The sequence below is a fragment of the Pseudomonas sp. FP2309 genome (genome assembly GCF_030687575.1).
In the GTDB taxonomy this organism is placed as follows: Bacteria; Pseudomonadota; Gammaproteobacteria; order Pseudomonadales; family Pseudomonadaceae; genus Aquipseudomonas.
In genome coordinates, this window is the sequence record NZ_CP117439.1 from 2,909,057 (window position 1) to 2,931,940 (window position 22,884).

18 protein-coding genes and 1 riboswitch are annotated in these 22,884 nt (G+C 58.5%); of the genes, 10 read left to right on the forward strand and 8 right to left on the reverse strand.

Features of this window, described 5'->3' with window-relative positions:
* Positions 1-76 precede the first annotated feature (76 nt).
* Both PSH59_RS13245 and PSH59_RS13250 read right to left on the reverse strand, forming a co-directional pair.
* Positions 77-907, reverse strand: a complete 831-nt coding sequence (locus tag PSH59_RS13245; RefSeq protein ID WP_305392860.1) for an exodeoxyribonuclease III — start codon at positions 905-907, stop codon at positions 77-79.
* A gap of 109 nt (positions 908-1,016) precedes the next feature.
* Positions 1,017-1,433, reverse strand: coding sequence for a low affinity iron permease family protein (locus PSH59_RS13250; RefSeq protein ID WP_248079317.1), 417 nt, complete (start codon positions 1,431-1,433; stop codon positions 1,017-1,019).
* A 184-nt stretch (positions 1,434-1,617) separates the two neighbouring features.
* Here PSH59_RS13250 and PSH59_RS13255 point away from each other — a divergent pair, with 184 nt between their 5' ends.
* Positions 1,618-2,526: a LysR family transcriptional regulator gene (locus PSH59_RS13255; RefSeq protein WP_305392861.1), complete on the forward strand. Its 909-nt coding sequence runs from the start codon at positions 1,618-1,620 to the stop codon at positions 2,524-2,526.
* 33 nt (positions 2,527-2,559) lie between these two features.
* Here PSH59_RS13255 and PSH59_RS13260 read toward each other — a convergent pair whose 3' ends face one another.
* Positions 2,560-3,501 carry a cupin gene (locus PSH59_RS13260; RefSeq protein WP_248079321.1) on the reverse strand — a complete coding sequence of 314 codons (942 nt, stop codon included), beginning with the start codon at positions 3,499-3,501 and terminating at the stop codon, positions 2,560-2,562.
* 454 nt (positions 3,502-3,955) lie between these two features.
* Positions 3,956-4,058: riboswitch (guanidine-I (ykkC/yxkD leader) on the forward strand.
* Between the two features lie 65 nt (positions 4,059-4,123).
* Between PSH59_RS13260 and PSH59_RS13265 the strand changes: the two genes are divergently transcribed.
* From PSH59_RS13265 to atzF, 7 genes are all read left to right on the forward strand, one after another.
* Positions 4,124-5,191, forward strand: a complete 1,068-nt coding sequence (locus PSH59_RS13265; RefSeq protein ID WP_305392862.1) for a putative urea ABC transporter substrate-binding protein — start codon at positions 4,124-4,126, stop codon at positions 5,189-5,191.
* A gap of 15 nt (positions 5,192-5,206) precedes the next feature.
* Positions 5,207-6,022 (forward strand): ABC transporter permease, encoded by an 816-nt coding sequence (locus PSH59_RS13270; protein WP_248079324.1) that lies wholly within the window; start codon positions 5,207-5,209, stop codon positions 6,020-6,022.
* On the forward strand, positions 6,019-6,789 hold the full coding sequence (locus tag PSH59_RS13275; protein ID WP_305392863.1) for an ABC transporter ATP-binding protein: 771 nt from the start codon (positions 6,019-6,021) through the stop codon (positions 6,787-6,789). The genes PSH59_RS13270 and PSH59_RS13275 overlap by 4 nt, the downstream gene beginning before the upstream one ends.
* Before the next feature lie 19 nt (positions 6,790-6,808).
* Positions 6,809-7,522 carry an urea amidolyase associated protein UAAP1 gene (locus PSH59_RS13280; RefSeq protein ID WP_248079328.1) on the forward strand — a complete coding sequence of 238 codons (714 nt, stop codon included), beginning with the start codon at positions 6,809-6,811 and terminating at the stop codon, positions 7,520-7,522.
* Between the two features lie 10 nt (positions 7,523-7,532).
* Complete coding sequence (locus tag PSH59_RS13285) at positions 7,533-8,159, forward strand: urea amidolyase associated protein UAAP2 (protein WP_305392864.1); 627 nt, start codon at positions 7,533-7,535, stop codon at positions 8,157-8,159.
* Between the two features lie 205 nt (positions 8,160-8,364).
* Complete coding sequence (gene uca, locus PSH59_RS13290) at positions 8,365-11,970, forward strand: urea carboxylase (RefSeq protein WP_305392865.1); 3,606 nt, start codon at positions 8,365-8,367, stop codon at positions 11,968-11,970.
* Positions 11,967-13,730: an allophanate hydrolase gene (gene atzF, locus PSH59_RS13295; RefSeq protein ID WP_305392866.1), complete on the forward strand. Its 1,764-nt coding sequence runs from the start codon at positions 11,967-11,969 to the stop codon at positions 13,728-13,730. The genes uca and atzF overlap by 4 nt, the downstream gene beginning before the upstream one ends.
* 125 nt (positions 13,731-13,855) lie before the next feature.
* On the opposite strand, the gene PSH59_RS13300 is transcribed toward atzF, so the two are convergent.
* Positions 13,856-14,800 carry a DMT family transporter gene (locus PSH59_RS13300; RefSeq protein WP_305392867.1) on the reverse strand — a complete coding sequence of 315 codons (945 nt, stop codon included), beginning with the start codon at positions 14,798-14,800 and terminating at the stop codon, positions 13,856-13,858.
* 79 nt (positions 14,801-14,879) lie between these two features.
* Entirely contained in the window at positions 14,880-15,608 is a 729-nt protein-coding gene (locus PSH59_RS13305; RefSeq protein WP_248079337.1) for an AraC family transcriptional regulator, read from the reverse strand.
* A gap of 277 nt (positions 15,609-15,885) precedes the next feature.
* Between PSH59_RS13305 and PSH59_RS26345 the strand changes: the two genes are divergently transcribed.
* The gene (locus PSH59_RS26345; RefSeq protein ID WP_370694426.1) at positions 15,886-16,536 is read left to right on the forward strand and encodes a hypothetical protein; all 651 of its coding nucleotides are present in this window, start codon (positions 15,886-15,888) and stop codon (positions 16,534-16,536) included.
* A 191-nt stretch (positions 16,537-16,727) separates the two neighbouring features.
* Positions 16,728-17,579, forward strand: coding sequence for a helix-turn-helix transcriptional regulator (locus PSH59_RS13315; protein ID WP_017526905.1), 852 nt, complete (start codon positions 16,728-16,730; stop codon positions 17,577-17,579).
* Positions 17,580-17,584: 5 nt separating this feature from the next.
* On the opposite strand, the gene PSH59_RS13320 is transcribed toward PSH59_RS13315, so the two are convergent.
* The 3 genes from PSH59_RS13320 to PSH59_RS13330 all read right to left on the reverse strand — a co-directional run bounded on the left by PSH59_RS13320 (position 17,585) and on the right by PSH59_RS13330 (position 22,873).
* Entirely contained in the window at positions 17,585-18,199 is a 615-nt protein-coding gene (locus PSH59_RS13320; RefSeq protein ID WP_305392868.1) for a Fur family transcriptional regulator, read from the reverse strand.
* A 125-nt stretch (positions 18,200-18,324) separates the two neighbouring features.
* Positions 18,325-19,794: an efflux transporter outer membrane subunit gene (locus PSH59_RS13325; RefSeq protein ID WP_305392869.1), complete on the reverse strand. Its 1,470-nt coding sequence runs from the start codon at positions 19,792-19,794 to the stop codon at positions 18,325-18,327.
* Positions 19,787-22,873 carry an efflux RND transporter permease subunit gene (locus tag PSH59_RS13330; RefSeq protein WP_305392870.1) on the reverse strand — a complete coding sequence of 1,029 codons (3,087 nt, stop codon included), beginning with the start codon at positions 22,871-22,873 and terminating at the stop codon, positions 19,787-19,789. The genes PSH59_RS13325 and PSH59_RS13330 overlap by 8 nt, the downstream gene beginning before the upstream one ends.
* Between the last annotated feature and the right edge of the window lie 11 nt (positions 22,874-22,884).

Consider the following 22,884-nt stretch of genomic DNA (forward strand, 5'->3'; position numbering starts at 1 on the left):
CTTATGGGGCGCTGCGGACTGGCGCGCCGGATGCGTTCGCACCCCTGCTGGTTTCTCGGAGTCAGTCGCGGCGGGTTCAGTGTGATTTACGCGGGGCCCTTGGCTTGTTTGCTGACTGGGTTCGCCGGGATGAAAGCTCGATCCAGGTCGGTGCGTGATCGCTGGCATGCGCCTGATCCCGCACCCATGCATCAACGCCGGCGTTTTTCAGGTGGGGCGCAAGGACCGCGTTGAGCAGCAGGTGGTCGATGCGCAAACCGGAATTCTTCTGCCAGTGCTGACGGAAATAATCCCAGAACGTGTACACCCGCTCTTGGGGATACAGGTGCCTCACCGAGTCGATCCAACCCTGACGCAACAGCCGCTGAAAGCATTCGCGGCTTTCTGGCTGGAGGAGGGCATCCTTAAGCCAGGAGCGGGTGTTGTAGATGTCAAAGTCGGTGGGCACAACGTTGTAGTCACCCGCAAGCACGACCGGATGTTCGCTGGCTTGCAGCGCCTCGGCATGCGTAATCAGATGCTCAAACCACTCCAGCTTGTAATCGAATTTAGGCCCCGGTTGCGGGTTTCCATTGGGCAGGTACAGGCACCCCACAATGACACCCTGAACAGCCGCTTCCAGGTACCGGGACTGTGAATCGTCCTCGGCACCCGGCAAGCCTTTATGAATCAGAAGGGGTTCGCAATCGCGTGCAAGGATGGCTACTCCGTTCCAGGCCGCTTGGCCATGGTGCAGCGAACCATAGCCAGCCGTCTCAAGTTCGCCTGCCGGGAAAGCGCTGTCCCGCGCTTTCAATTCCTGCAGGCATACGATGTCCGGGCGCTCTCTCTCAAGCCATTGCAGAAGGTTTGGCAGGCGCGCCCCTATGCCGTTTACGTTGAAGGTCGCGATCTTGAGGTTCTGCATTACCGGGATCCTTGGTTGGGTTCCCAACGGTGGGGTATCGCCTGCTGAAGGTAGGCCCTATTGATTGCCAAGCGCTCTATCGAGATCGAAAAGGCAGCAGGTCTGGACCTCATTCACTGTGCGTCGAATGAGGCCGAGCGTCTAATGTCGGCGCGCCGCCTGTCTCAGTAGGTTCAAGATGAGTTTCACCCAGGGAGCTGTACTGATCACGAAGCCTGCGCAGGTCTTTTGAACTCAGCTTTTCCAGGCAAAGAATTGCGTTCTGCGCATCCTGGGTGGCTCGAATCAGCTCGTCAATTTTGAGATGCAAAATGTCATTGTCGCGGTTTTGTGTGTTCTGGATAAGGAACACCATCAGGAAGGTGATGATGGTGGTCGACGTGTTAATGATGAGCTGCCACGTGTCGTTGTAATGGAAGTACGGCCCAGTCAGGCCCCAGACGCCTATCAACACGATAGCTAAGAGAAAGGTTTTGGAGCTGCCTGCCCAGTTGGACAGCGCCTGGCAGAAACGTGCGAATGTCATGAATGTGGTCTCTTGCTGTACCTACCCAATAGACCATCCAAAAACTTGAAATTCTTTATTACATTTTAACCGCTCGTCGGCTGTGCGATGATTCCTCGCGAAGGTGGCTCCGTGAGTGGGCGGACCTGAAAGCTCATAGGTCTGTGAGTCGACGCGGTAGGGCGAACAATCCAGAGAGGCGCACTTGGACTACCTAGCAGCACTGACGGCTTTCGTAGAGTCTGCCAACGAGAACAGCTTCTCCAAAGCTGCAGGGCGTTTGGGTATCAAAGCGTCCACGGTTTCGCGTTACATCAAAGATCTGGAGCAAGATCTCGGCATCGCACTGTTCAATCGTTCTACACGCAAACTCGCATTGACGGAGGGTGGGCAAACGTTCTTGCACCACGCCCAAAAAGTCCTCTTTGAATTGTCAGAGGCGCGGGCGGCGACGTCCGCCCTTAATCAAAACCCCCGAGGACGATTGAAGGTCAGTCTGCCGCCTGCGTTTGCACGTCATCACATACTTCCTCTGGTGGGCGAGTTTATTGGGCGTTACCCCGACATCACACTGGATCTCAGTCTTGAAGAGTCACACGTCGATCTGATCGCCACTGGAATCGACCTTGCTATTCGTATCGGCAGGTTGGCCGACTCCAATCTCAAGGCGAGAAAGTTGGCTGAGGTGAAGACTTTCCTGTGTGTGAGTCCTGCGTTTTCCACGCGTTATCCTCACCCGGATTGCCCTGACCAATTGCCGGTCAACACGCTGATCGCCGGGCGTGAGAGCCCTGAAGCCTTGATATGGGCCAACGCCAACGAACAAGTGTCGCTGCCCGTTGGCGCTGCACTTTGGATAAACGATCTGGACGCTCGCCTAATCGCGGTGAGCAACGGGCTGGGGATGGCATTGCTCCCGGACTGGCTTGCCAGCGCCAGTTTGCGCGAGGGTCGACTGGTGCGCTGGCTGCCGGATTGGAAGGTCAAGTCCGCACAGGAATCGTGTGCGGTCTGGTTTGTTTATCCGCCGAAGCGAATCGTTTCTTCGAAGGTGCGCTGCTTCATTGATTTCATGGCTGAGCGCCTGGCTGACCCACCTGTGTGGCAGCGATAAAACCCGGTATGAACGAGTCATACCGAGCGTCCATCAGCTGAACCGAATATCCAGCGATCGCAGATAGGTCTGCAGACCTGCGTCCTGAATCGGGATTAAAAAGGCTTCGCGATCGGACTCGTTAAAGTGGGCATGCCAATAGCCAGGTGGTGTGACGAACGCCAGGCCTGGTGTCCAATCTACCCGTGTTGGATTGCGAATCTGGCCATTCTCGTCCAGTTCCGTCCCGACAAGCGAATAGCACCCGGTAGGGCAGTCAATGATGAAATCCAGGGCGATGGATTGGTGCCGGTGGGGTTTTTGGATCGAGCCGGCCGGGAGGATGCCGTACATCGCCCACAGCACGTGGGTCACGGTACGTGTCTGAGGGAAGTGGCTGTTACCCAGCAGGATGCTGATGCGACTGCGATCCTGTGCACGTGGATCCTCGGCGGCTTCACGGAGTTTTGCCGATGCGACATCCGCCGGGTACAGCGTCGGGGTGAAGCGGTCTTCACTTCGGCTCACGCCCAGGTAGCGCAGTAGAGGCTCATCATGGACCCAGTAGAACCGGGCATCCGCCGACGCTTTGAGGAGTGTGCTGTTCATCCCAGGCAGCGCGATAAAACAGCCTTTCGTCCATTCAAACGCCTCGTCACCGTAGGCAAGGCTGCCGCTGCCATCGATGACATACAGAACCTGTGAGGTCGCGTTGGGCGCCAATGTCACCTCATCGCCGGCGTTGAGTCGAATAAAACTGGCGCAAAGACCAGGACCGGTTGCCGGGCCTTCACATGCCAGTTGTTCGCTCAAATCGAGCGCAACGGTTCGAGATGGCCCCGAATCATAGAGCGAAGCAGGGAAGCTCTGGTAAGGGATGCGGGTGATCAGGTTTGCGCTGATCGGGTTTGCCGCTTTGCTGTACTCGAAGTATTCGGCATCGATCTCGTGTGCAGGTACTTCCGGGTTTAAATGCGGCTGGATTGCATTGTTCATAATGAAGTCTCGTTTATTGGGGTCTCATCATCAGCACGCTGCAGGAGCCGGCGCGCCACGGTGGATTCAATATACGAGCGTGCTACGGCGCTATGAAGGACCGCACCCACACATCACTTGTGTGCAAAGGGGGGTTGATTGTTTCGGGATTTTGGCTTTGAAAGGGTGGGGTAGGGGGCAGTCGATTGGGGCGACTATCAACCTGCCACCCGGTGTGGCACCAGGCGGCTTGCGCAAATAGTTACGATCCATTTTGGCGCGCAGAGCCCCAGCGTGGTGCGACAGTTCAAAGTGGTAGAGCTTTTATCGTCACGGCAACCCGCGATCCATGGCCGTTTGAGCCCCCGTAGTTCAATGGCAACGGCACAAACCCGGTTGATCGCTGATCATTGGCATGATTATCGCTAGTCCTCAGGTGTGCGGGAGCAGCTAAAGTTGAACGCACCACAATTTGAAAATGGTTGGCTAGGGTTCCGGTTCACTGAAAAGTGAGCGTCTGGGCCGAGAGCTGACGACCTCTAGTTGAGGTTACACGGCGGGATAAAAGCCCGGGAGACAGACCACCTGCTTGCACAGGTGTTGCGCTGCTCCTTGCCCGTTCATCCTCAACTGGAGTCCTACCATGAGAAATCCTCTGCTCTCCGTCTGCCTGGCTGCAGGCATCGCCTTGATTACAAGCACGTCTTCATACGCCGCTGCGAAGACGGATTTCAATGTGTGCTGGACGATCTATGCGGGCTGGATGCCTTGGGAGTACGCGCAGGCTCAGGGCGTAGTCGATAAGTGGGCCAGGAAATATGGCATTCACGTCAAGGTCACTCAACTCAACGACTACGTAGAGTCGATCAACCAGTACACCGCCGGCCAGTTCGATGGCTGCACCATGACCAACATGGACGCACTGACCATCCCCGCTGCAGGTGGCGTCGACAGCACTGCGCTGATTGTCAGCGATTTCTCCAACGGAAATGACGGCATTGTCATCAAAGGCACTGGCAAAACGATTGCCGACCTCAAGGGAATGGACGTCAACCTCGTTGAGCTATCGGTCTCACATTACCTGTTGGCCCGAGCCCTCGACACCGTGGATCTGCGGGAAAAAGACCTCAAAGTGGTCAACACGTCAGATGCGGATATAACCGCAGCATTCAACACCGAAGACGTTCAAGCGGTAACGACATGGAACCCGATGCTTGCCGATATCACGGCAAAGCCAAATGTCACCAAGGTCTTCGACTCCAGCAAGATCCCTGGCGAAATATTGGACATGATGGTCGTCAACAGCCAGACGCTTAAGGACAATCCCGCCCTGGGCAAAGTGCTTACCGGTGCGTGGTTCGAGGTGATGGCACTGATGAAAAGCAAAGGGCCTGAGGGCGAGGCTGCGCTGGAGCACATGGCCCAAGCCTCTGGCACCGATCTGGCTGGCTTCAAGTCACAGCTCGCGACGACTCAGCTCTTCTACACCGCCCAAGAGGCGCTTGATTTTGCGAAGAGCCCCGAGCTTGCGCAAACGATGGCCAAGGTCGCTAACTTTTCATTTGAGCACGGGCTGCTCGGAGAGGGCGCAAAAGACAGTAGCGCCGTGGGGATGAGCTTCGCTCAAGACGTCGTCCGGGGTGATAAAGGGAACATCAAACTGCGCTTCGATCCTAGCTACGTACAGATGGCCGTTGACGGCAAGCTTTGACCAGGGGTGCGCGCTATGCAATTGATTAATCGCCACCCGGATCGCCCAACGCGGTTGTTGCTGGTCATCCTTCCGTTCGTTCTATTGCTGAGCGCCTACTTTTTAGGATCAGCACAACGGCTTGCGGAAAATCCCAATGACAAGCTGCTGCCAAGCGCAGTGCAAATGACCGATGCCGTGAAGCGCATGGCCTTTACCGAGGACAAACGCAGCGGAAGTTATCTTCTGTGGCAGGACACGGCGTCCAGTTTGCAGCGTTTGGCGATCGGGTTGGGTGTGAGCGCGTTGGTGGGGCTGTGCCTCGGTATTGCTGCAGGTACGTTGCCGCTCTTCGGCGCAACTTTGTCACCCTTGATGGTTGTTCTATCAATGGTGCCACCTCTGGCGATACTGCCGATCCTGTTCATTGTGTTTGGCCTTGGCGAGGTCTCGAAGGTGATGCTGATAGTGATCGGCATCACCCCGATCCTGGCGCGGGATCTCGAACAGCGTGCGCGTGAAATACCCGTAGAGCTTCTTATCAAGGCTCAAACATTGGGATCGTCGACCTGGACGCTGATCTTGCGCGTCGTACTCCCACAGTTGCTTCCGCGTTTGCTGATCTCGCTTCGCCTGGTTCTTGGCTCTGCCTGGTTGTTTCTCATCGCAGCTGAAGCCATTGCATCAGAGGATGGGCTGGGCTATCGGATCTTCCTGGTGCGGCGCTATTTGGCCATGGACGTGATTCTCCCTTATGTGGTGTGGATTACCCTCCTGGCCTGGCTTATGGATTGGTGTCTCAAGACCCTCACCCGCCGAGCGTTCCCATGGTACGAGGGGGCACGCCCGTGAGCTTTATTCAAGTCAACAACGTGTGGCAGCAATACGGCGACCATGTGGTGCTCGAAGGCCTGAATCTGAGCATTGCCGAAGGCGAGTTCTGCACCATGGTCGGTACTTCAGGCTGTGGCAAGTCCACTTTCTTAAGACTATTGCTGGGCCAAGAAAGAGCCACTAAGGGCGAGATACTGCTGGACGGGCGTCTGCTGGTCGCTGAACCGGATCCTGGCCGGGGCGTTGTGTTCCAGCGCTATTCGGTATTCCCGCACCTGAGCGTGCTGGACAACGTTGCTTTGGGACTGGAACTTCCAAACGCGCCGTTGATAGGACGCCTGTTCGGCCAGCGTAAACGGGCCGCCAGGGAGGAGGCAGCCCAATTGTTATCAAAAGTGGGGCTTGGCCACGCTTTGCAGAAATACCCGTCGCAACTGTCGGGTGGCATGCAACAGCGCCTTGCCATCGCTCAGGCCCTGATCATGAAGCCTCGGGTGCTGCTGTTGGATGAGCCTTTCGGCGCACTCGATCCCGGCATCCGCAAGGACATGCATGCACTGCTATTGGAGCTTTGGCGTGAGACACGGCTGACCGTGTTCATGGTCACCCACGATATTAGTGAAGGGTTCAGCTTGGGCACTCGATTGATGGTGTTCGACAAAGTTCGCGTTGACCCTCATGCCCCATACGCCTATGGCGCTCGCATCACCTATGACCTGCCGCTGAACGCAAAGCGCAGCGAGGCCCAATTGACCTTGGCCTCGGCATTGCCAGGCGCCCATTAATCAATATTGAGGTGTTTCCATGAGTGAAAGTACCGTTTTCTCCGAAGAGCTATTGCCAGGTGGTGGCCACCTTTCCTTCGTTCTAAAACGCGGTCAAATGCTGCGCCTCACTGATCTTGAAGGCGGCGCCAACGTCAGCGTGATGCTTTTCAACGCGAACGAAAAAAGCGAGCGCCTGAATCTGCCCGACAGTCTCAAAGGACAGCACACAGCCAAGCTGACCGCAGGTCATTGCCTGTATTCGGACATGGGGCGTGTACTCGCCGCTATAACGCGCGACACCTGCGGGTGGAGCGACAGCATTGGTGGTGTCCTGTGTGCTGACGAGGTCGAGGAAAAGTACGGCCAAGGTCGCTATCAGGAGTTGCGCAATGGCTTCTTCCGTAACGGCGCGGACAACCTGCTGGTCGAGATGGGGAAATGGGAGCTGGGCCTGACTGACCTGTCGATGGTGTTGAATCTGTTCAGCCGCGTCGATGTGGACAACAACGGCGGGCTGAGTTTTGCAGAGGGAAACTCCAAGGCCGGCGATTGCATCGAACTGTATGCGCCCATGGACACGCTGTTCGTTATCACCGCCTTGCAGCATCCGATGGATCCTGCACCCGAGTATTGCCCCAAGCCCGTCCAACTGACCTTCATGAATGCAGACGCCAGTGTTGCTGAGCATTGCCGCACTTCGCGCCCGGAAAATCAGCGTGGGTTTACCAACACCGACCGCTTGTTCGCCTGAGGACTATTTCATGACTACTCATCTGCATCCGGAAGCCGCCATTTATCGAGCCACTATTCCCGCTGGCGAACCCTGGCTGACCGAAGTCAAAGCAGGTCAAACACTCCGGATCCTGGATCTGGAAGGTAACCAGGCCATCGATACCTTGTTTTACAGCGCTGCAAATCCCCGTGAACGTTACGACGTGCAGCGCACACTGCGTCGGCAGAACAATGTGTACCTTGGGGTTGGAAGCGTCCTCTACTCTAATCTGGGCCGTGCGCTTCTGACCATTGTCGAGGACAACTGTGGCCGTCACGATACGCTCGGTGGCGCCTGCGCGCAGGAAAGCAACACGGTTCGTTATGCGCTGGACAAGCGCCATATGCACAGCTGCCGTGACAACTATCTACGTGCCTGCTGCCACGATGGCCGTCTGGGCAAACGTGACATCAGCCCCAACATCAATTTTTTCATGAACGTTCCGGTGACTTCAGACGGTGGCCTCACTTTCGAGGATGGTATCTCCGCACCAGGCAAGTACGTGCAACTGCGGGCGGAGATGGACGTGATCGTTCTCATCTCGAACTGCCCTCAACTGAACAATCCCTGCAATGGCTATAACCCCACCCCAGCAGAGCTATTGATATGGGAATGAAGGCCTGGCTTCTCACAGGGAGGGCTTGGCTGTTCATGATTTGCCAAAGCCGCGCAGCCCAAGTTCGACCTCGTGACGATCATCACGACAAGCCTCGCAAGCCTGACTGATCTCTGTCTGGGGACGGCCCCACGACCTTTCGAAAAACTGCGGGACGACCCGCAACCCAGTTGAGGCGGACAGCTGCCGTCTTTAGGGGATATCCATGTTCAACACCCTGCTAATCGCTAACCGTGGCGCTATCGCCTGCCGTATTTTACGAACATTGCGAGAGCTCGACGTAAAAGGTGTTGCCGTCTACTCAGAGGCCGATGTCGCCAGCCGTCATATCCTTGAGGCAGACCAAGCGCTGAGCCTTGGCGAAGGCGCCGCCGCTGGAACCTATCTCGCGGTCGACAAGATTCTGGCCGCGGCCAAAGCCAGCGGTGCCCAGGCGATTCATCCAGGCTACGGCTTTCTTTCTGAAAACGCCGCGTTTGCCGAGGCCTGCGAAGCCGCCGGCATCGCGTTTGTCGGCCCGACGCCTGAACAGCTTCGTGTGTTCGGCCTCAAACACACAGCCCGTGCGCTCGCACGCGAGCATGGTGTGCCGCTGCTGGAAGGCACAGACCTGCTGGACAGTGTCGAGGACGCCTTGACGGCGGCAACCCGGGTCGGCTATCCAATCATGCTGAAAAGCACCGCAGGCGGTGGTGGGATTGGCATGCGTGTATGCCGTTCGGCGCAAGAGCTGAGCGAGGCGTTTGAGACGGTCAAACGCCTGGGCCAAAACAACTTCAGCGACGCTGGCGTGTTCATCGAGAAGTACATCCAGCGCGCGCGCCACCTTGAAGTCCAGGTCTTTGGTGACGGCGCGGGTGAGGTATTGGCCTTGGGGGTTCGGGATTGTTCCGTTCAGCGACGCAACCAGAAGGTGCTTGAAGAAACGCCTGCCCCCAATCTTCCCAAAGGCATGGTCGAGGCGCTCTGCGAAGCAGCGATCAAGCTTGCGAAAGCGGTCAACTACCGGAGTGCCGGTACAGTCGAATTCGTCTTCGACAGCGATGACCAGTGTTTCTATTTCCTGGAAGTGAATACGCGTCTGCAGGTCGAACATGGAGTCACCGAACAGGTCTGGAACGTGGATTTGGTTCGGTGGATGATCCAGCTGGCCGCAGGCGACCTGCCGCCGCTGAGCGAGATTGGCGCGCAGTTGCAGCCGAATGGTCACGCTGTGCAGGCGCGGCTTTATGCCGAAGATCCGGGCAAGGATTTCCAGCCCAGCCCCGGCCTGTTAACTGCCGTGCGCTTTCCCACGGCCGATGGAAAAGCACTGCGCATCGACACATGGGTTGAAGCTGGATGCGAAATCCCGCCTTACTTCGATCCGATGATTGCCAAAGTCATCGCTTGGGCGCCTGGTCGAGAACAGGCCCGCCTCCAACTGTACAAGGCATTGGGCGAAAGTCAGCTCTACGGGGTGGAGACCAACCGCGATTACCTTCGTCAAATTCTGCTGGATCAACCCTTCGCCAGTGGCCAACCATGGACTCGCTGCCTTGAAGGGCTGGTCTATCAGGCGCAAACCTTTGAAGTATTGAGTGGCGGCACCCAGACCAGCGTCCAGGATTATCCAGGACGCCTGGGCTACTGGGCTGTTGGAGTGCCTCCTTCGGGCCCGATGGACAGCCGAGCCCTGCGCTTGGGCAACAGGCTGTTGGGTAACCCCGACAGTACGGCCGGATTGGAGATCACCATGAGCGGGCCCACACTTCGGTTCAATACCGATGCGGTGGTGGTGGTGACCGGAGCCGTCGTGCCGGTAACGCTCGATGGCACGGACATCGCCATGAACGCTGTGATACTGGTCAGTTCGGGTTCGATTCTGAACGTAGGCACGATCGCGGGTGCCGGCGCACGGAGTTACCTCTGCGTGCGCGGTGGCATTCAGGTGCCGGACTACCTCGGTAGCAAAAGCACCTTCACCCTGGGTCAATTTGGCGGACACTGTGGTCGAGCTCTTCGGGCAGGCGATGTGCTCCACCTGGCGGCGCTGACAGACAAAACTGTCGGGGCGGTGCTTCCTGAACAGCCTCCACTGGGCGCGCTCCGTCGCATAAAGGTCATTTATGGCCCACATGGAGCACCGGAATACTTTACCGAGAACTACATCGCTACGTTCTTTGCAACCGACTGGGAAGTGCACTTCAACTCCAGCCGCACGGGTGTTCGCCTTATAGGGCCCAAGCCTGAGTGGGTGCGTGCCGACGGGGGAGAAGCCGGCCTGCATCCCTCCAATATTCATGACAACCCATACGCGATTGGTGCCGTGGATTTCACCGGCGATATGCCCGTGATACTCGGGCCTGATGGGCCAAGCCTGGGCGGCTTCGTTTGTCCAGTGACCGTGATTGAGGCAGATCTATGGCAGCTGGGTCAGCTCAAAGCTGGCGACAAGATCCGCTTCGTTCCAACCAACCTTAGCCGCGCCCGTCAGCTTGCGACCGCAGCGTTGTCAGCTGAACAAAATGATGCCGAGTGGGATCAATCCATCGAGCCACTGTCGCCGATCGTTTTGGATATCGGTCAGGACGACACCCGCCTGGTGGCCCGTGTAGCCGGTGATACTCATCTTCTATTGGAGATCGGCGCACCTGAACTTGACCTGGTGCTGCGCTTTCGCGGGCATGCATTGATGCAGGCGCTGGAGGCTAAACAGCTGGTGGGGGTGATCGACTTAACGCCTGGCATTCGCTCATTGCAAGTCCACTATCAGCCTGAGGAACTCCCTCTTAAATCCCTGCTTCAGATCGTTGCCGGTGAGTGGGGTGCAGTGTGCGCTGCAGGCGACCTGCAGGTGCCTTCGCGTATCGTGCATCTGCCTTTGTCATGGGACGACCCTGCATGCCAGTTGGCGATCGAAAAGTACATGACTACCGTACGCAAGGATGCGCCATGGTGCCCAAGCAACCTTGAGTTCATTCGCCGCATCAACGACCTGCCAAATCTCGACGAGGTGCAACGAACCGTGTTCGATGCCAGCTATCTCGTCATGGGGCTAGGGGACGTTTATCTGGGTGCGCCCGTGGCAACTCCGCTGGATCCCAGACACCGGCTGGTCACTACGAAGTACAACCCGGCCCGCACCTGGACAGCGGAAAACTCCGTGGGGATCGGCGGTGCATACCTATGCGTTTATGGCATGGAAGGCCCCGGTGGTTATCAGTTTGTGGGCCGTACGCTGCAGATGTGGAATCGCTATCGAGAAGTCGCTGCCTTTTCGGGCAAGCCTTGGTTGCTGCGTTTTTTTGACCAGATCAGGTTCTATCCGGTCACGGCTGACGAACTGACTCGCATCCGCCGTGACTTTCCGCTCGGCCGATTTGACCTGCAGATCGAGGAGCGCCAACTGAGACTGGCCGATTACCAAGCCTTCCTCGCGAAAGAAGCCGAGAGCATCCAGGCGTTTCGAGACCAACAGCAGGCTGCATTCGCAGCAGAACGGCAGCGTTGGATTGATAGCGGTCAGGCGCACTTCGAGAGCAACGAAGCGGTGGCGGCGGCCACTGAAGAAGCACTTTTGCCGCCTCACCAAACCGGTATCGAGAGCCCCATTGCAGGCAACTTATGGCAAGTCCAGGTCGCCCTTGATGATGAAGTCTGCGCAGGTACGCCGTTAGTCGTACTTGAGTCAATGAAGATGGAAATCCCAGTGCTGGCCCCCTGCGCCGGCATCGTTCGCCAAGTTCTAGTAGAACCGGGCTGCGCGATACGCGCCGGACAACGAGTAATCGTTCTCGAACCTGTTCCCGCACAAGGAGAAAAAGCATGAAAGACGATCTGAGACTTGAAGTGCTGAGAGCGCGCTACCTCAGCGGTCAGCTCTCTCCCCGCAGCCTGATCCTGGCGCTCAGGGAGCAGGCACAGGCACTGAATCCTGATTTCAATATGTTCATCCACCTGCTCAGTGTTCAAGAGCTGGAACCCTATCTGGCCGCGCTTGAGGCCAGCAGGATCGAAGACCTTCCGCTGTACGGCGTTCCATTTGCCATCAAAGACAACATTGATCTGGCGGGCATCCCAACGACGGCGGCGTGCCCAGCCTATGCCTATACACCTGAACACTCGGCGACGGTTGTTCAGAAATTGATCAATCTTGGCGCAGTGCCCCTAGGCAAAACCAACCTTGACCAATTCGCAACAGGGCTCAATGGAACACGCTCACCCTACGGCGCCTGCATCAACAGCGTATTGCGCGAGTATCCATCCGGCGGTTCAAGCGCGGGATCGCCATTGACAGTCGCGTTGGGCCTGGCCAGCTTCGCGCTCGGCACCGATACCGCCGGCTCCGGTCGAGTGCCGGCCGCACTGAACAACCTTGTAGGATTAAAGGCAACCAAAGGCCTGATATCCACTGCTGGCGTTGTTCCCGCCTGTCGAACGCTGGACTGTGTGACGACCTTCACCGCGACAGCAGCCGAGGCCAGCCGGCTGCTGGCGCTCACTGCAGAGCTTGATCCTCAAGACGAATACAGTCGAGCCAACCCGAGTTGGAACGATGGCTCTGCGTTTGGACATGTCAGCGCTTTCCGGTTCGGAGTACCCCGCGAGGAAGACCTCCAGTTCTTCGGATGCACCGAGGGGCCCGACCTGTTTGCCGCAGCCGTTGAGCGCTTGAAAGGGCTGGGGGGCGAGGCGGTAGTTCTGGATCTCTCACCGTTCCTGGAAGCCGCGCGGTTGCTGTACGAAGGCCCTTGGGTGGCTGAACGCTATAGCGTGGTTGGAGAGCTGGCACGAACCCAGCCAGAGGCGGTTTTGCCAGTGATCCACGCCGTTCTCGCTAAAGGCCCCGAGGTGACAGGGGTCGACACCTTTCGCGCCCACTATCGCATGCAAGCACTAAAGGCCGCGTGCGACCGCGTAATGTCAGGCCTCGACTGCGTACTGACTCCGACCATAGGCAGGCCAGTTACTCTGGCAGAGCTCGCCGCAGAGCCGGTGCTGCGCAACTCGGAACTGGGCTACTACACCAACTTCATGAACCTGCTCGACTATGCCGCCGTGGCCGTACCGAGCGACCTCATGGTCAACGGCCTGCCTTGGGGCGTGACGCTGTTTGGCCGAGCCTTTACGGATCAATATCTGTTGAGCCTTGCCAATGCCTATCAGGATGGCAAAACTCCAGGCAATGCGGCCCGTAACGATCAGTCCCGCGTGGTTGTGTGCGGGGCACATCTCGACGGCCTGGCGCTCAACTGGCAACTCAAGCAACGTGGCGCGACCCTGCTGGAGGCCACCGTGAGCGCCCCTAATTATCGGCTGTACGCACTGGCTGGCGGGCCGCTAAAACGTCCGGGCATGGTACGTGTTGCGCAAGGAGGCGTTGAGATCGCCGTCGAGGTCTGGCAACTGCCTAGTTCGGAACTGGGCTCCTTCCTCAATGGTATTCCAGCCCCTCTCGGGTTGGGGAAGGTAGAGCTTCAGGACGGTCGCTGGGAAACCGGCTTCATATGTGAAGGTTACGGCCTCGAAGGTGCTGCCGATATCAGCGAGTACGGTGGCTGGCGTGCCTGGTTGACCTCTCAGGTATGACATCTCCTATGGGGCGGCCCCTTTTTACGGCCGTTGCAGCGCGCTCAGATCGAACGCGCTTGCCTCATTCATGCGGACCGACTCAGTCCAGCCCAGTGATTGAAGCCGCCTGCTCTTTGTACGAGTTAAATAGCCGGAGAGTGACGGGGAGTGCGATGACAATTCAGACACCACACGACACCGGTGACCAGAAGTGCAATCGCCGCAATTTCATATGAGTCGGGCAGCCGATGCTCCCATAGAAATCCAAAAACCAGCGCCGCTAACGTCTCAATCACGAGCACCTGTCCGCTTAGTGCCAGTGGTAGAAGTCGGCTCGCCTGATTCCAGCACGCATTACCCACAACCGAAGATAAAAACGCTACGCCACCGGCTACCATGACAAAGTGTAGCCATTCGGAGTTGCCATGCGTTCCGACCTGCCTGCCCAGGACAGGTACCGCCAAAAGCAGTGACTGAGCGCCAGTCATGACCCCTGTCAGCAGTGCCCAGTCATGGGCGGAAACGCTGGCTACGTGAACCAGCCGCCGAGCGTTGCTCACTGCGAACCAACTCCATGTCACTAACGCGCCCGCTGCGCATAGAATTCCGGCGAGGTTTGTCAGTATATCTGGCTTGTCGCCGTTGATCAGTGCGTGCCAGCTGATGAGTACGACCCCGCCCACAGCGCAGAACAGCGAGGGAGTGAGCTTGCGCAAAGAAATAGCGTTGACGTCATGACGACCTGCCAGCGTGACGAACACCGGAATGAGTCCGACGATCAGAGACGTTGTGGCAATCCCAACCAACTGCACACCGGTGCCCACTAGCGTGTAGTAAATGAGATTCCCAATCAGGCTAAGCCAGAAGAGTGACTTCCAGTCGACGATAGTGAGATTGGCGCAAACACGCCTCCAGCGGGGCATAAGCAAGGCCACCGAAATTGCGCCGTAGCAGAGAAATCTCAGAACGGCGAATTGCAGGCCGCTCAGCCCCGGGGTGAGCTGGGGGCCGAGGAAGATCACTCCCCAACACAGGCCCGCGCAAACTCCGTAGACAATGCCCTTTAGCAGTAATCGATCAGCAAACATTTCATCCGCGCTCCAAAGCGTTATGGGGAAAGTCTGGAGCAACTGATTCGGGGAGTATTGTCGGTAACTGCGGGATTTTTTACCCAGACTGTTTTTGCGTTTTACGATAAACCGCCGGGGTCGTGGCCCTCACGCGCTGCATGGCACGGGTCAGCGATGCCTGGTCGCAAAAGCCGGCACGCAAGGCAATCTCGGATATGGTCAATGAGGTTCCACGCAACCATCGTTGAGCTTCTTGCAGGCGTAAATCAGTCAACCAAGCTTGCGGACTCATCTCGAACATTAGCCGGAAACGTTGGTGCATCTGACTGATGCTCATTTTTGCTACTTGAGCCATGCTTTCATTGCTCCAGTTCGCTCCAGGATCCGCCTGAACACGAGCGATCAACTGCTTCATGGGGTCTGGAAAGCGGGAGATTCCCGGAGTTAGGGACGACAAAAGCAGAGGCCCCAATTGGGAGGCCGCGATGGACAATTGTGCGTTGCCGATTAGCTCAGCGAACTCTATAAGCCGACGAGTTGCGGGGGAAATGGGCACATATATTTTCTGAGCAAGACGCTCGATCTGGAGCGTTTCAAAAGTCGACGGCGCACAGTCCAAAACTAAAAAACGGCTATCGAGGTTAGTCTGCTGCGAATGGATCGAGCCAGGTGTCACAAGCGCTGCCAATGACTGATCAATACAGCCGCCGCAACCGTTTACGTCAATTTTCATTTCGCCACGAATCGGCAGTACCAATTGAGCATGCTCGTGGTGGTGGTGACGGTCTTCCCTCTCATAGCTGCGAACTTCAAGACTTAGAAACATTACTGCACCTTCCGGCCCGTCTGGTTATCCAAGATTGACGTTCCACAACGTCCAGTGCGAACCCGCGTCAGGTCAGGCTTGCCACTGATTCTTACATCTGCGGATCAGACCGTTGATCCCACAATCTGTATTGGCCATACGCTTACGGCTAGCTAGACTTCGGCAATCATAGGTTGGCCCACCATATTTATCCATCAGACATTACGAACCTGACTATGGAGCGATAGAAGGCCGAATGCCAGAAGCGGTTCTGATGGCTGAACTGTCTTATGTCGAAGTGCTTGACCTCAAGGACCCGCTATACCGCAAAGGACGAATTGCCGTACACCTGGCTGACCGATTACGCTTCTCCACGAAATTCGGTGTGCTCGCAATCATTGTCTTCATCCCTCTGGTTCTACTCGGTACGCGCGTCATCCATCAGATAAACGAGAGCCTTGCGGTTATTCGCTCGGAACAATTGGGCCAGCGCTATCTGTTGGACGTCACACCTGTGCTGCGCTTATCAATGTTGCATCGCGCGTTGACGAACCGCTTTCTCAGCGGTGATAGAACCGCTCGAGCCGATCTATCGGCCAACCAGACGAAGCTGGAGGACGCGTTTTCGAAACTGGCCGCCACTGACAGCCAATTCACCACGCAGTTGGAAACCGGTGACCGCGTGCAGCGCCTGCACACGGGGGTGCAGCGGTTGATCGAGCAGGCCGCAAAGGCAGATGCCAACCAAAACGAGATGTTCGACAACTGGAGCGATCAACTCACCGAGACATTGAACTTCGTGTACTACGTATCGGCCACGTCGGGCATGGTCTTGGATGAAGAGCAGGCCCAGGTTGCAAGGGAGGTAGATCGGAGCCTGGCGAGTATCCGTGATCTTTCAAATCAAGCGGCAGAGGGCTCAAGTCAGACAGCTATTGTGACGTCCTAACTCACAAAGCTGGCGGTCGAATTGAACAGGCTGGTCAAGCAATTTCAGATGTAGTGATAGCCTTTACTGTAAGTGCCTTCGCTGGACCTAATCCAGGCCTCGGAATGGCTAGACGTCATTGAATAAGTTGATCATAGTATTTTTCGATTAGGCCAAAGCCACATCTTTCATCCTGGGTTCGACAAGACAACATGTCTAGCATTGCAATCACCGATCTAACTGTGAATTGGGACGTCGACAGCGTCTCGCGGCCCGTTGTGGCCTTGAGCGCCACCTCGGTAACAAAGGACTGGGAAAATGCGACGCATCAGCACCGCAAGGCACAGCTGATCTACTCCCTGCGCGGCATCCTCAACTGTGAGATTGAAGACGGTGTCTGGATCGTGCCGCCACAGTGCGCCATATGGATTCCGGGAGACTTGCCGCACGCGGCGCGGGGGGCAGGTGAAACGGAATGCTATTGCCTGTTCGTTGAGCCAGACGCCGCACCGGACCTTCCGAAAACCTGTTGCACGATTTCGGTATCGCCATTGCTACGCGAGTTGTTACTGAAAGTGGCCGGTTTCCCTGAGTCATACGCGCAGGGGGGAAGGGAAGACCGGCTGATTTCCGTATTGCTCGATGAGTTGGTGGAGGCACCGGTGGAAGACTTGCATCTGCCCATGCCGCGTGATGCCCGATTGCGCCACCTCGTGGAAATGATGCTGGACGACCCCACGGACAAGACCTCGAAGGCCGATTGGGCAACTCGAATTGGCATGAGCGAGCGAAGCATGAGCCGTCTTTTGCTGCATGAAATTGGAATGAGCTTCGGGCGCTGGCGCCGGCAGCTGCATGTGATCCTTGCGCTTCAACGTTTGACCAAGGGTGAAAGCGTGCAAACGGTGGCATTGGAGCTGGGCTACGAAAACGCCAGCGGCTTCATAACCATGTTCCGCAAGGCGGTCGGCAAGCCTCCGGCACGATACCTCTCGGATCGCATGAGTGGCGTGGAGCTTGCTTCCGTTCCCAGCATCATGCTCCCCGATGAAATCTCACCCTGATTGGATCAGGCTGTCTTGGCCCGGGACCACCGACCGCCCTGCATCGTCTGCGGCCCTTCCTTGCAGTGGTGCCGACATTTCGCACATGTTGTGGTGATGGTGAAGACTGACTCCTCGTCGAGAGCTAAGCCCTCCTCGGACGCCAGCGACTGCAGGTGTTCATGCAACGCCAGGTTTTCAATGAAAACCAGCCGCGCGCCACAATGACATCGCAGTGTGTCGTGCTGGTCGCTTGGCGCCTCCGGTTTGATTGCATAGAACGCGCGCCCATGTGTGCCTTCTGTGCGAACCAGCAACCCAGCGGTCCAGAGATCATTCAGCGTTCGGTAGATCGATCCAGGCGCGAAGCTGTCGAATTGCGAGCTGAGGATACGAGACATCTGGTTGGCATTTAGACAGTTCGGGGTCGCCTTCTCCAGCGCGTTCAAGACTCTGGTACGAGCGATCGTCGGTCGCAGTCGGCTCGCCAGCAATCGTTGTTCCTGAGACGATGTCGGCGCTCCGGCCTCTGGATTGGCTGCTGCGGTGTGCTTCATCATGTGTTTGCCTGACGTCAGGTTCTTGCTACCGAATGATGTAATCAGGTCAATGATCCGGGGTTGGGCATCGTGCGGTTCCATCTCTGTATTCCTTCGCTATGCCGGATATCCGATTGCTTGTGACAATGCGGAGCGGCGTGGCTAATCGTTGGTCTCGGACATGGGCGCAATGTTGGGGCCGTCACCGAGCCCCATGTCCGTAAGCGTTACTGCGCAGCGGCCTGTTCCCATCCGCCGCCAAGCGCCTTGAACACGCTGACCCGCGCGGCACCTACGCGCTGGTCAGCAACCGCTACCTGCGACTTCGTGTCGATCAGACTGGTCTGCGCGACAATCACGTCGAGGTAGCTGATAGACCCGGCGCGGTAACGCTGGTCTGCCAACTGGAAGGCTTTTTCGGCCCGGTCGCGCGCTTCGATCAGTGCCTCGCGCTGCTGCATTGCGGCGCCGTATGCACTCAACGATTGTTCGGACTCCTTCAGGGCATTCAGCACGGCGCCATCGAAGCTGGCCAGCGATGCCGCGTTTTGCGCCTTTGCCTGTGCGATGCGGCTACGAGCGACCATCGTGTTGGGAAAGCTCCAGGAGATCAGCGGCCCGAAGGAGAACGACCAGGTGCGATTGCCTTTTAGATAGTCGTTGCGCAGGTAGTTACCGGAGGCGCCCAGCGTGACGCGCGGATAGAGGTCGGCAACGGCCACGCCGATGCGGGCGGTATCGGCGGCCAGTTGGCGCTCGGCCTGGCGCAAGTCCGGGCGGCGGCGCAGCAGCGCGGTGCCATCACCGATCGGCAGCGCCCCCGCGATCTCCGGTGCCTGGGTGCAGTTGCGCGCCGACTCGGGTATTTGCGACGGCGTGCGGCCCACCAGCGCGGCCAGTTCGAACAACGCGGCATCCCGCTGACCCTTTAACGGCGGCAAGGCAGCCCGGGCCTGGGCCAGCGTGACACCGGCCCGTTCCACATCCAGATGCGACGCCGAGCCGGCGCGTTCCTGGCCGCTGACCAGATCCAGGCTGCGCTGAGCCAGGTCAATGGACGAGTGTGCGACGCCGATGGATTCGCCATAGGTGCAGGCGTCCACATAGGCACGTGTCGTCTCGGCGACGACGACGACCTTGGCGGCATCATGGGCTGCGGCGACGGCATCGGTGTCGTCGCGTGCGGCCTCGATGTCGCGCCTGACCCGACCGAAAAGATCGAGTTCGTAGGAAACGTCGAGGCCACCGCTGTAGCTCCATTGTGTGGGCGCCTGGCCGGTACCCGTCCACGTGGACTGGTCGCGGCCATAGCCTGCGCCCGCCGACACGCTGGTCGAGGGAAACAGGCCACCGCGCGCTTCGTTGTAGATGGCCCTTGCGCGGTCTAGGTTGGCCAGCGTCACGCGCAGGTTGGTATTGGCCGACAGAGCTTCCTGCACCAGCTTGTCGAGTGCCGGATCGTCATACAGCTTCCACCAGTCCGCCGGCAGTGATGCAGCGGATTCCGTATCGGCCGGCTTGCTGACGAAGGCGCCTGCCGCGTTTTCCGGCGTGGCCGGAGCGCGATAGTCGGGGCCGCTGGCGCAACCTGCGGTTATCAACGCAATGGCAATGGCCATTAAGGCAGCGCGCCGAGGGAAAAACATGGCTGGATGCGAAGCAGTCGTCATGGCAGCAATCGCTTTAGAGTCAGACATCGGGGGCCTCCGCAGTGGCAAGTTCGCGGGCGCGGGGACTTTCCGCTGCCGCCCGGTGATCCTCGGCGAGGAAGCTGTATATGGTGGGCAGCACGAACAGCGTGAAGAAGGTGCCGACCAGCATGCCCATTACCACCACAATGCCGATGGAGAAGCGGCTGGCCGAACCCGCGCCATCTGCGAACAGCAGTGGCACCAGGCCGGCGACCATCGCCGCGGTGGTCATCAGCACGGGGCGCATACGCACCGCCGCGGCCTTCTCGATGGCCTCTATACGGCTCAAGTTTTCGTGATGCTGGATGTGGTTGGCGAAGGTGACCATCAGGATACCGTGCTTGGAGATCAGACCGATCAGCGTAACCAGTCCGATCTGGGTGTAGATGTTGAGCGTCGCGTAGCCCAGCCATAGCGGCACCAATGCGCCACAAATCGCCAGCGGCACCGTCACCAGGATCACCAGCGGGTCGCGCAGGCTCTCGAACTGCGCCGCCAGTACCAGGAAGATGACCACCAGCGCGAAGCAGAACGACACCAGCAGGCGGTTGCCTTCCTGCACGAACTGGCGGCTGTCGCTGAGCCAGTCCACGCTGGTGCCGGGTGGTAGGGGTTGCGATTGCAGGAACGCCACGGCGTCACCCATGGTCACGCCCGGGGCGGGCAGCATTTCCAGCGTGGCCGAGTTCATCTGACCGAACTGGGTGAGCTGGTTAGCCTGCGGACGCATTTCGACGCGCGTCACGGTCGATAGCGGTACCAGTGCGCCGGAGGTCGCCTTGACGTAGAAGCGCCCGAGGTCTTCCGGTGTCATGCGTTCGCCGCCGCGCACCTGCGGGATCACGTCGTAGGAGCGGTCGTGGAAGTTGAAGCGGTTGACGTAGTTCTCACCGACCAGCACGGCCAGGGTGTCGGCGATGGACTGCATGGTCACGCCCATTTCGCTTGCCTTCGCATTGTCGATGCTGATGTGCGCCTGCGGACTGTCGTAGGACAGGTCGTTCTGCACGTAGAGGAACAGGCCGCTGGCATAGGCGGCGAACTTGATCTTCTCGCCAGTCTCGTAAAGCGTCTTGAAGTCGTCCGGCGAGCGCAGCACCATCTGCACCGGCAGGCCGCCGCTGGAACCCGGTAGCGGGGGCAACTGCACGGCGGTCAGCGTCTCGCCGTCAATGGCGCCGCCGGCGGCCTGGATCTGGCCCTGGATGTCGGTGGCCGATCGTTTGCGTTCCGACCAGTCCTTGAGGATCGCGCCGCCGATCATCTTGTTCTGGCCGCCTGCATAGTCGCCGATAATCATGAAGCTGCTGTCGAACTCCGGAATCGACTCGAACAGCTTTTCGATCTGCTGGGCATAGTGGGCGGTATAGCCCACGCCGGCATACTGCGGTGCCTTGGTGACGACGATTACGGCGCCCTGATCCTCGGTTGGCGCCAGTTCGTGGCGGGTGCCGGTGAACAGCACCACGATGGCGGCCAGCACGACCGCGCCGACCAGCAGCACGGCACCGCGAGCGGCAAGCGTGCGGGCCAGCAGGCGTCCATAGAATGCGGTCAGCCCTTCCATGGAGTGTTCGATGCGCTTCGCCAGCCGTCCCTCGGTTTGCTTGGAACTGAGCAGCATCGAGCTCATCACCGGCGAGAGCGTCAGCGCAACGATCCCCGAGACGATCACGGAACCGGCCAGCGTGAAGGCGAACTCCTTGAACAGCGTGCCGGTCAGCCCGCCCATCATGCCGATCGGCGCATAGACCGCCGCCAGCGTGATGGTCATGGCGATCACCGGTCCGACGATTTCGCGCGCTCCGAGCAGTGCCGCACGCACGGGTGTCAGTCCTTCCTCGATGTGGCGATGGATGTTCTCCACCACGACGATGGCATCGTCCACCACCAGCCCGATCGCCAGCACCATCGCCAGCAGCGTCAACAGGTTGATCGAGAAGCCGCAGGCCAGCATCAGCGCCGCCGTGCCAACCAGCGACAACGGAATGGTAACGACCGGAATGATGACGGCGCGGAAGGTGCCGAGGAACAGGAAGATCACCACGATCACGATCACGATGGCTTCGATCAGCGTGTGTTTCACTTCCTCGATGGAGGCGTTGACGAAGCGTGCGACGTCGTAGTTGGGTGCCACCGTCAGTCCCGGCGGCGCCATCGCACGGATCTTGGGCAGCAGTTCGTTGGCCTGCTTGACGATCTCCAGAGGATTTCCATCGGGCGTCGGCTGGAGGGCAACGAAGATAGCGGGGACGCCGTTAGCGAACGAGAGATTGTTGTAGTTCTGACCACCGATTTCCATCGTGGCGACATCCGATAGCCGCACCACGCCGCCCCCAGGGCTGGACTTGATGACCATCTGGCGGAAGTCCTCGACGCTACGCAGGTCGGTGTCGGCGCTGATGTTGGTGACCGTCAGCGCGCTCTTGAGCTGGCCTGGCGCAGCCTGCACGTTGTTGGCGCGCAGTGCGGCCGAAATCTCGCCGGCCGACAGTCCATGTGCCGCCAAGCGTACCGGATCGATCCAGACGCGCATGGCCAGCGCCTGACCGCCAAAGACGTCGGCCGAGGCCACGCCGGGAATGCTTGTGAATAACGGCTGCGCTACCCGGGATGCGAAATCCGTTACCTGTGGGATCGACAGGGTCTTGCTATAGAAGGCGACGTATTGCACGGCGGTGCCGCCCTCGGTGGACTTGGCGATGACCGGATCGGTGACACCGGCCGGCAACTGGTACTTGACCTGCTGCACCTTGGCGAGGATCTCGGTCATCGCGCGATCGGCGTTGGCGTTGAGTACCAGCCGCGCCTTAATCTCGCTTTTGCCCTGCGTGGTGGTCGAGCTGAGGTATTCGATGCCGCTGGCCGTGGCGATGGACTGCGCGATCGGGGTGGTGACGAAGCCCTGCATCACGTCCTGGGTCGCACCCGGAAGCGTGGTGCTGACCGTGATGGTGGCGTTTTCAAGATAGGGGTACTGCCGCACGGGCAGCAGGAACAAGGCGGTGGCGCCCATCAGCAGGATCAACAGGCTGACGACCAGCGCCAGAATGGGCCGGCGGATGAATATGTCGGTGAAATGCATGGTGCCGTCCT

Bases quoted from the DNA above. Each gene is read 5' to 3' on its own strand.
- PSH59_RS13330 (WP_305392870.1), bottom strand. From the start codon at position 22,873: ATGCATTTCACCGACATATTCATCCGCCGGCCCATTCTGGCGCTGGTC.
- PSH59_RS13325 (WP_305392869.1), bottom strand. From the start codon at position 19,794: ATGTCTGACTCTAAAGCGATTGCTGCCATGACGACTGCTTCGCATCCA.
- PSH59_RS13280 (WP_248079328.1), top strand. From the start codon at position 6,809: ATGAGTGAAAGTACCGTTTTCTCCGAAGAGCTATTGCCAGGTGGTGGC.
- atzF (WP_305392866.1), top strand. From the start codon at position 11,967: ATGAAAGACGATCTGAGACTTGAAGTGCTGAGAGCGCGCTACCTCAGC.
- PSH59_RS13265 (WP_305392862.1), top strand. From the start codon at position 4,124: ATGAGAAATCCTCTGCTCTCCGTCTGCCTGGCTGCAGGCATCGCCTTG.
- PSH59_RS13300 (WP_305392867.1), bottom strand. From the start codon at position 14,800: ATGTTTGCTGATCGATTACTGCTAAAGGGCATTGTCTACGGAGTTTGC.
- PSH59_RS13320 (WP_305392868.1), bottom strand. From the start codon at position 18,199: ATGGAACCGCACGATGCCCAACCCCGGATCATTGACCTGATTACATCA.
- PSH59_RS13245 (WP_305392860.1), bottom strand. From the start codon at position 907: ATGCAGAACCTCAAGATCGCGACCTTCAACGTAAACGGCATAGGGGCG.
- PSH59_RS13315 (WP_017526905.1), top strand. From the start codon at position 16,728: ATGTCTAGCATTGCAATCACCGATCTAACTGTGAATTGGGACGTCGAC.
- PSH59_RS13305 (WP_248079337.1), bottom strand. From the start codon at position 15,608: ATGTTTCTAAGTCTTGAAGTTCGCAGCTATGAGAGGGAAGACCGTCAC.
- PSH59_RS13270 (WP_248079324.1), top strand. From the start codon at position 5,207: ATGCAATTGATTAATCGCCACCCGGATCGCCCAACGCGGTTGTTGCTG.
- uca (WP_305392865.1), top strand. From the start codon at position 8,365: ATGTTCAACACCCTGCTAATCGCTAACCGTGGCGCTATCGCCTGCCGT.
- PSH59_RS13285 (WP_305392864.1), top strand. From the start codon at position 7,533: ATGACTACTCATCTGCATCCGGAAGCCGCCATTTATCGAGCCACTATT.
- PSH59_RS13250 (WP_248079317.1), bottom strand. From the start codon at position 1,433: ATGACATTCGCACGTTTCTGCCAGGCGCTGTCCAACTGGGCAGGCAGC.
- PSH59_RS13260 (WP_248079321.1), bottom strand. From the start codon at position 3,501: ATGAACAATGCAATCCAGCCGCATTTAAACCCGGAAGTACCTGCACAC.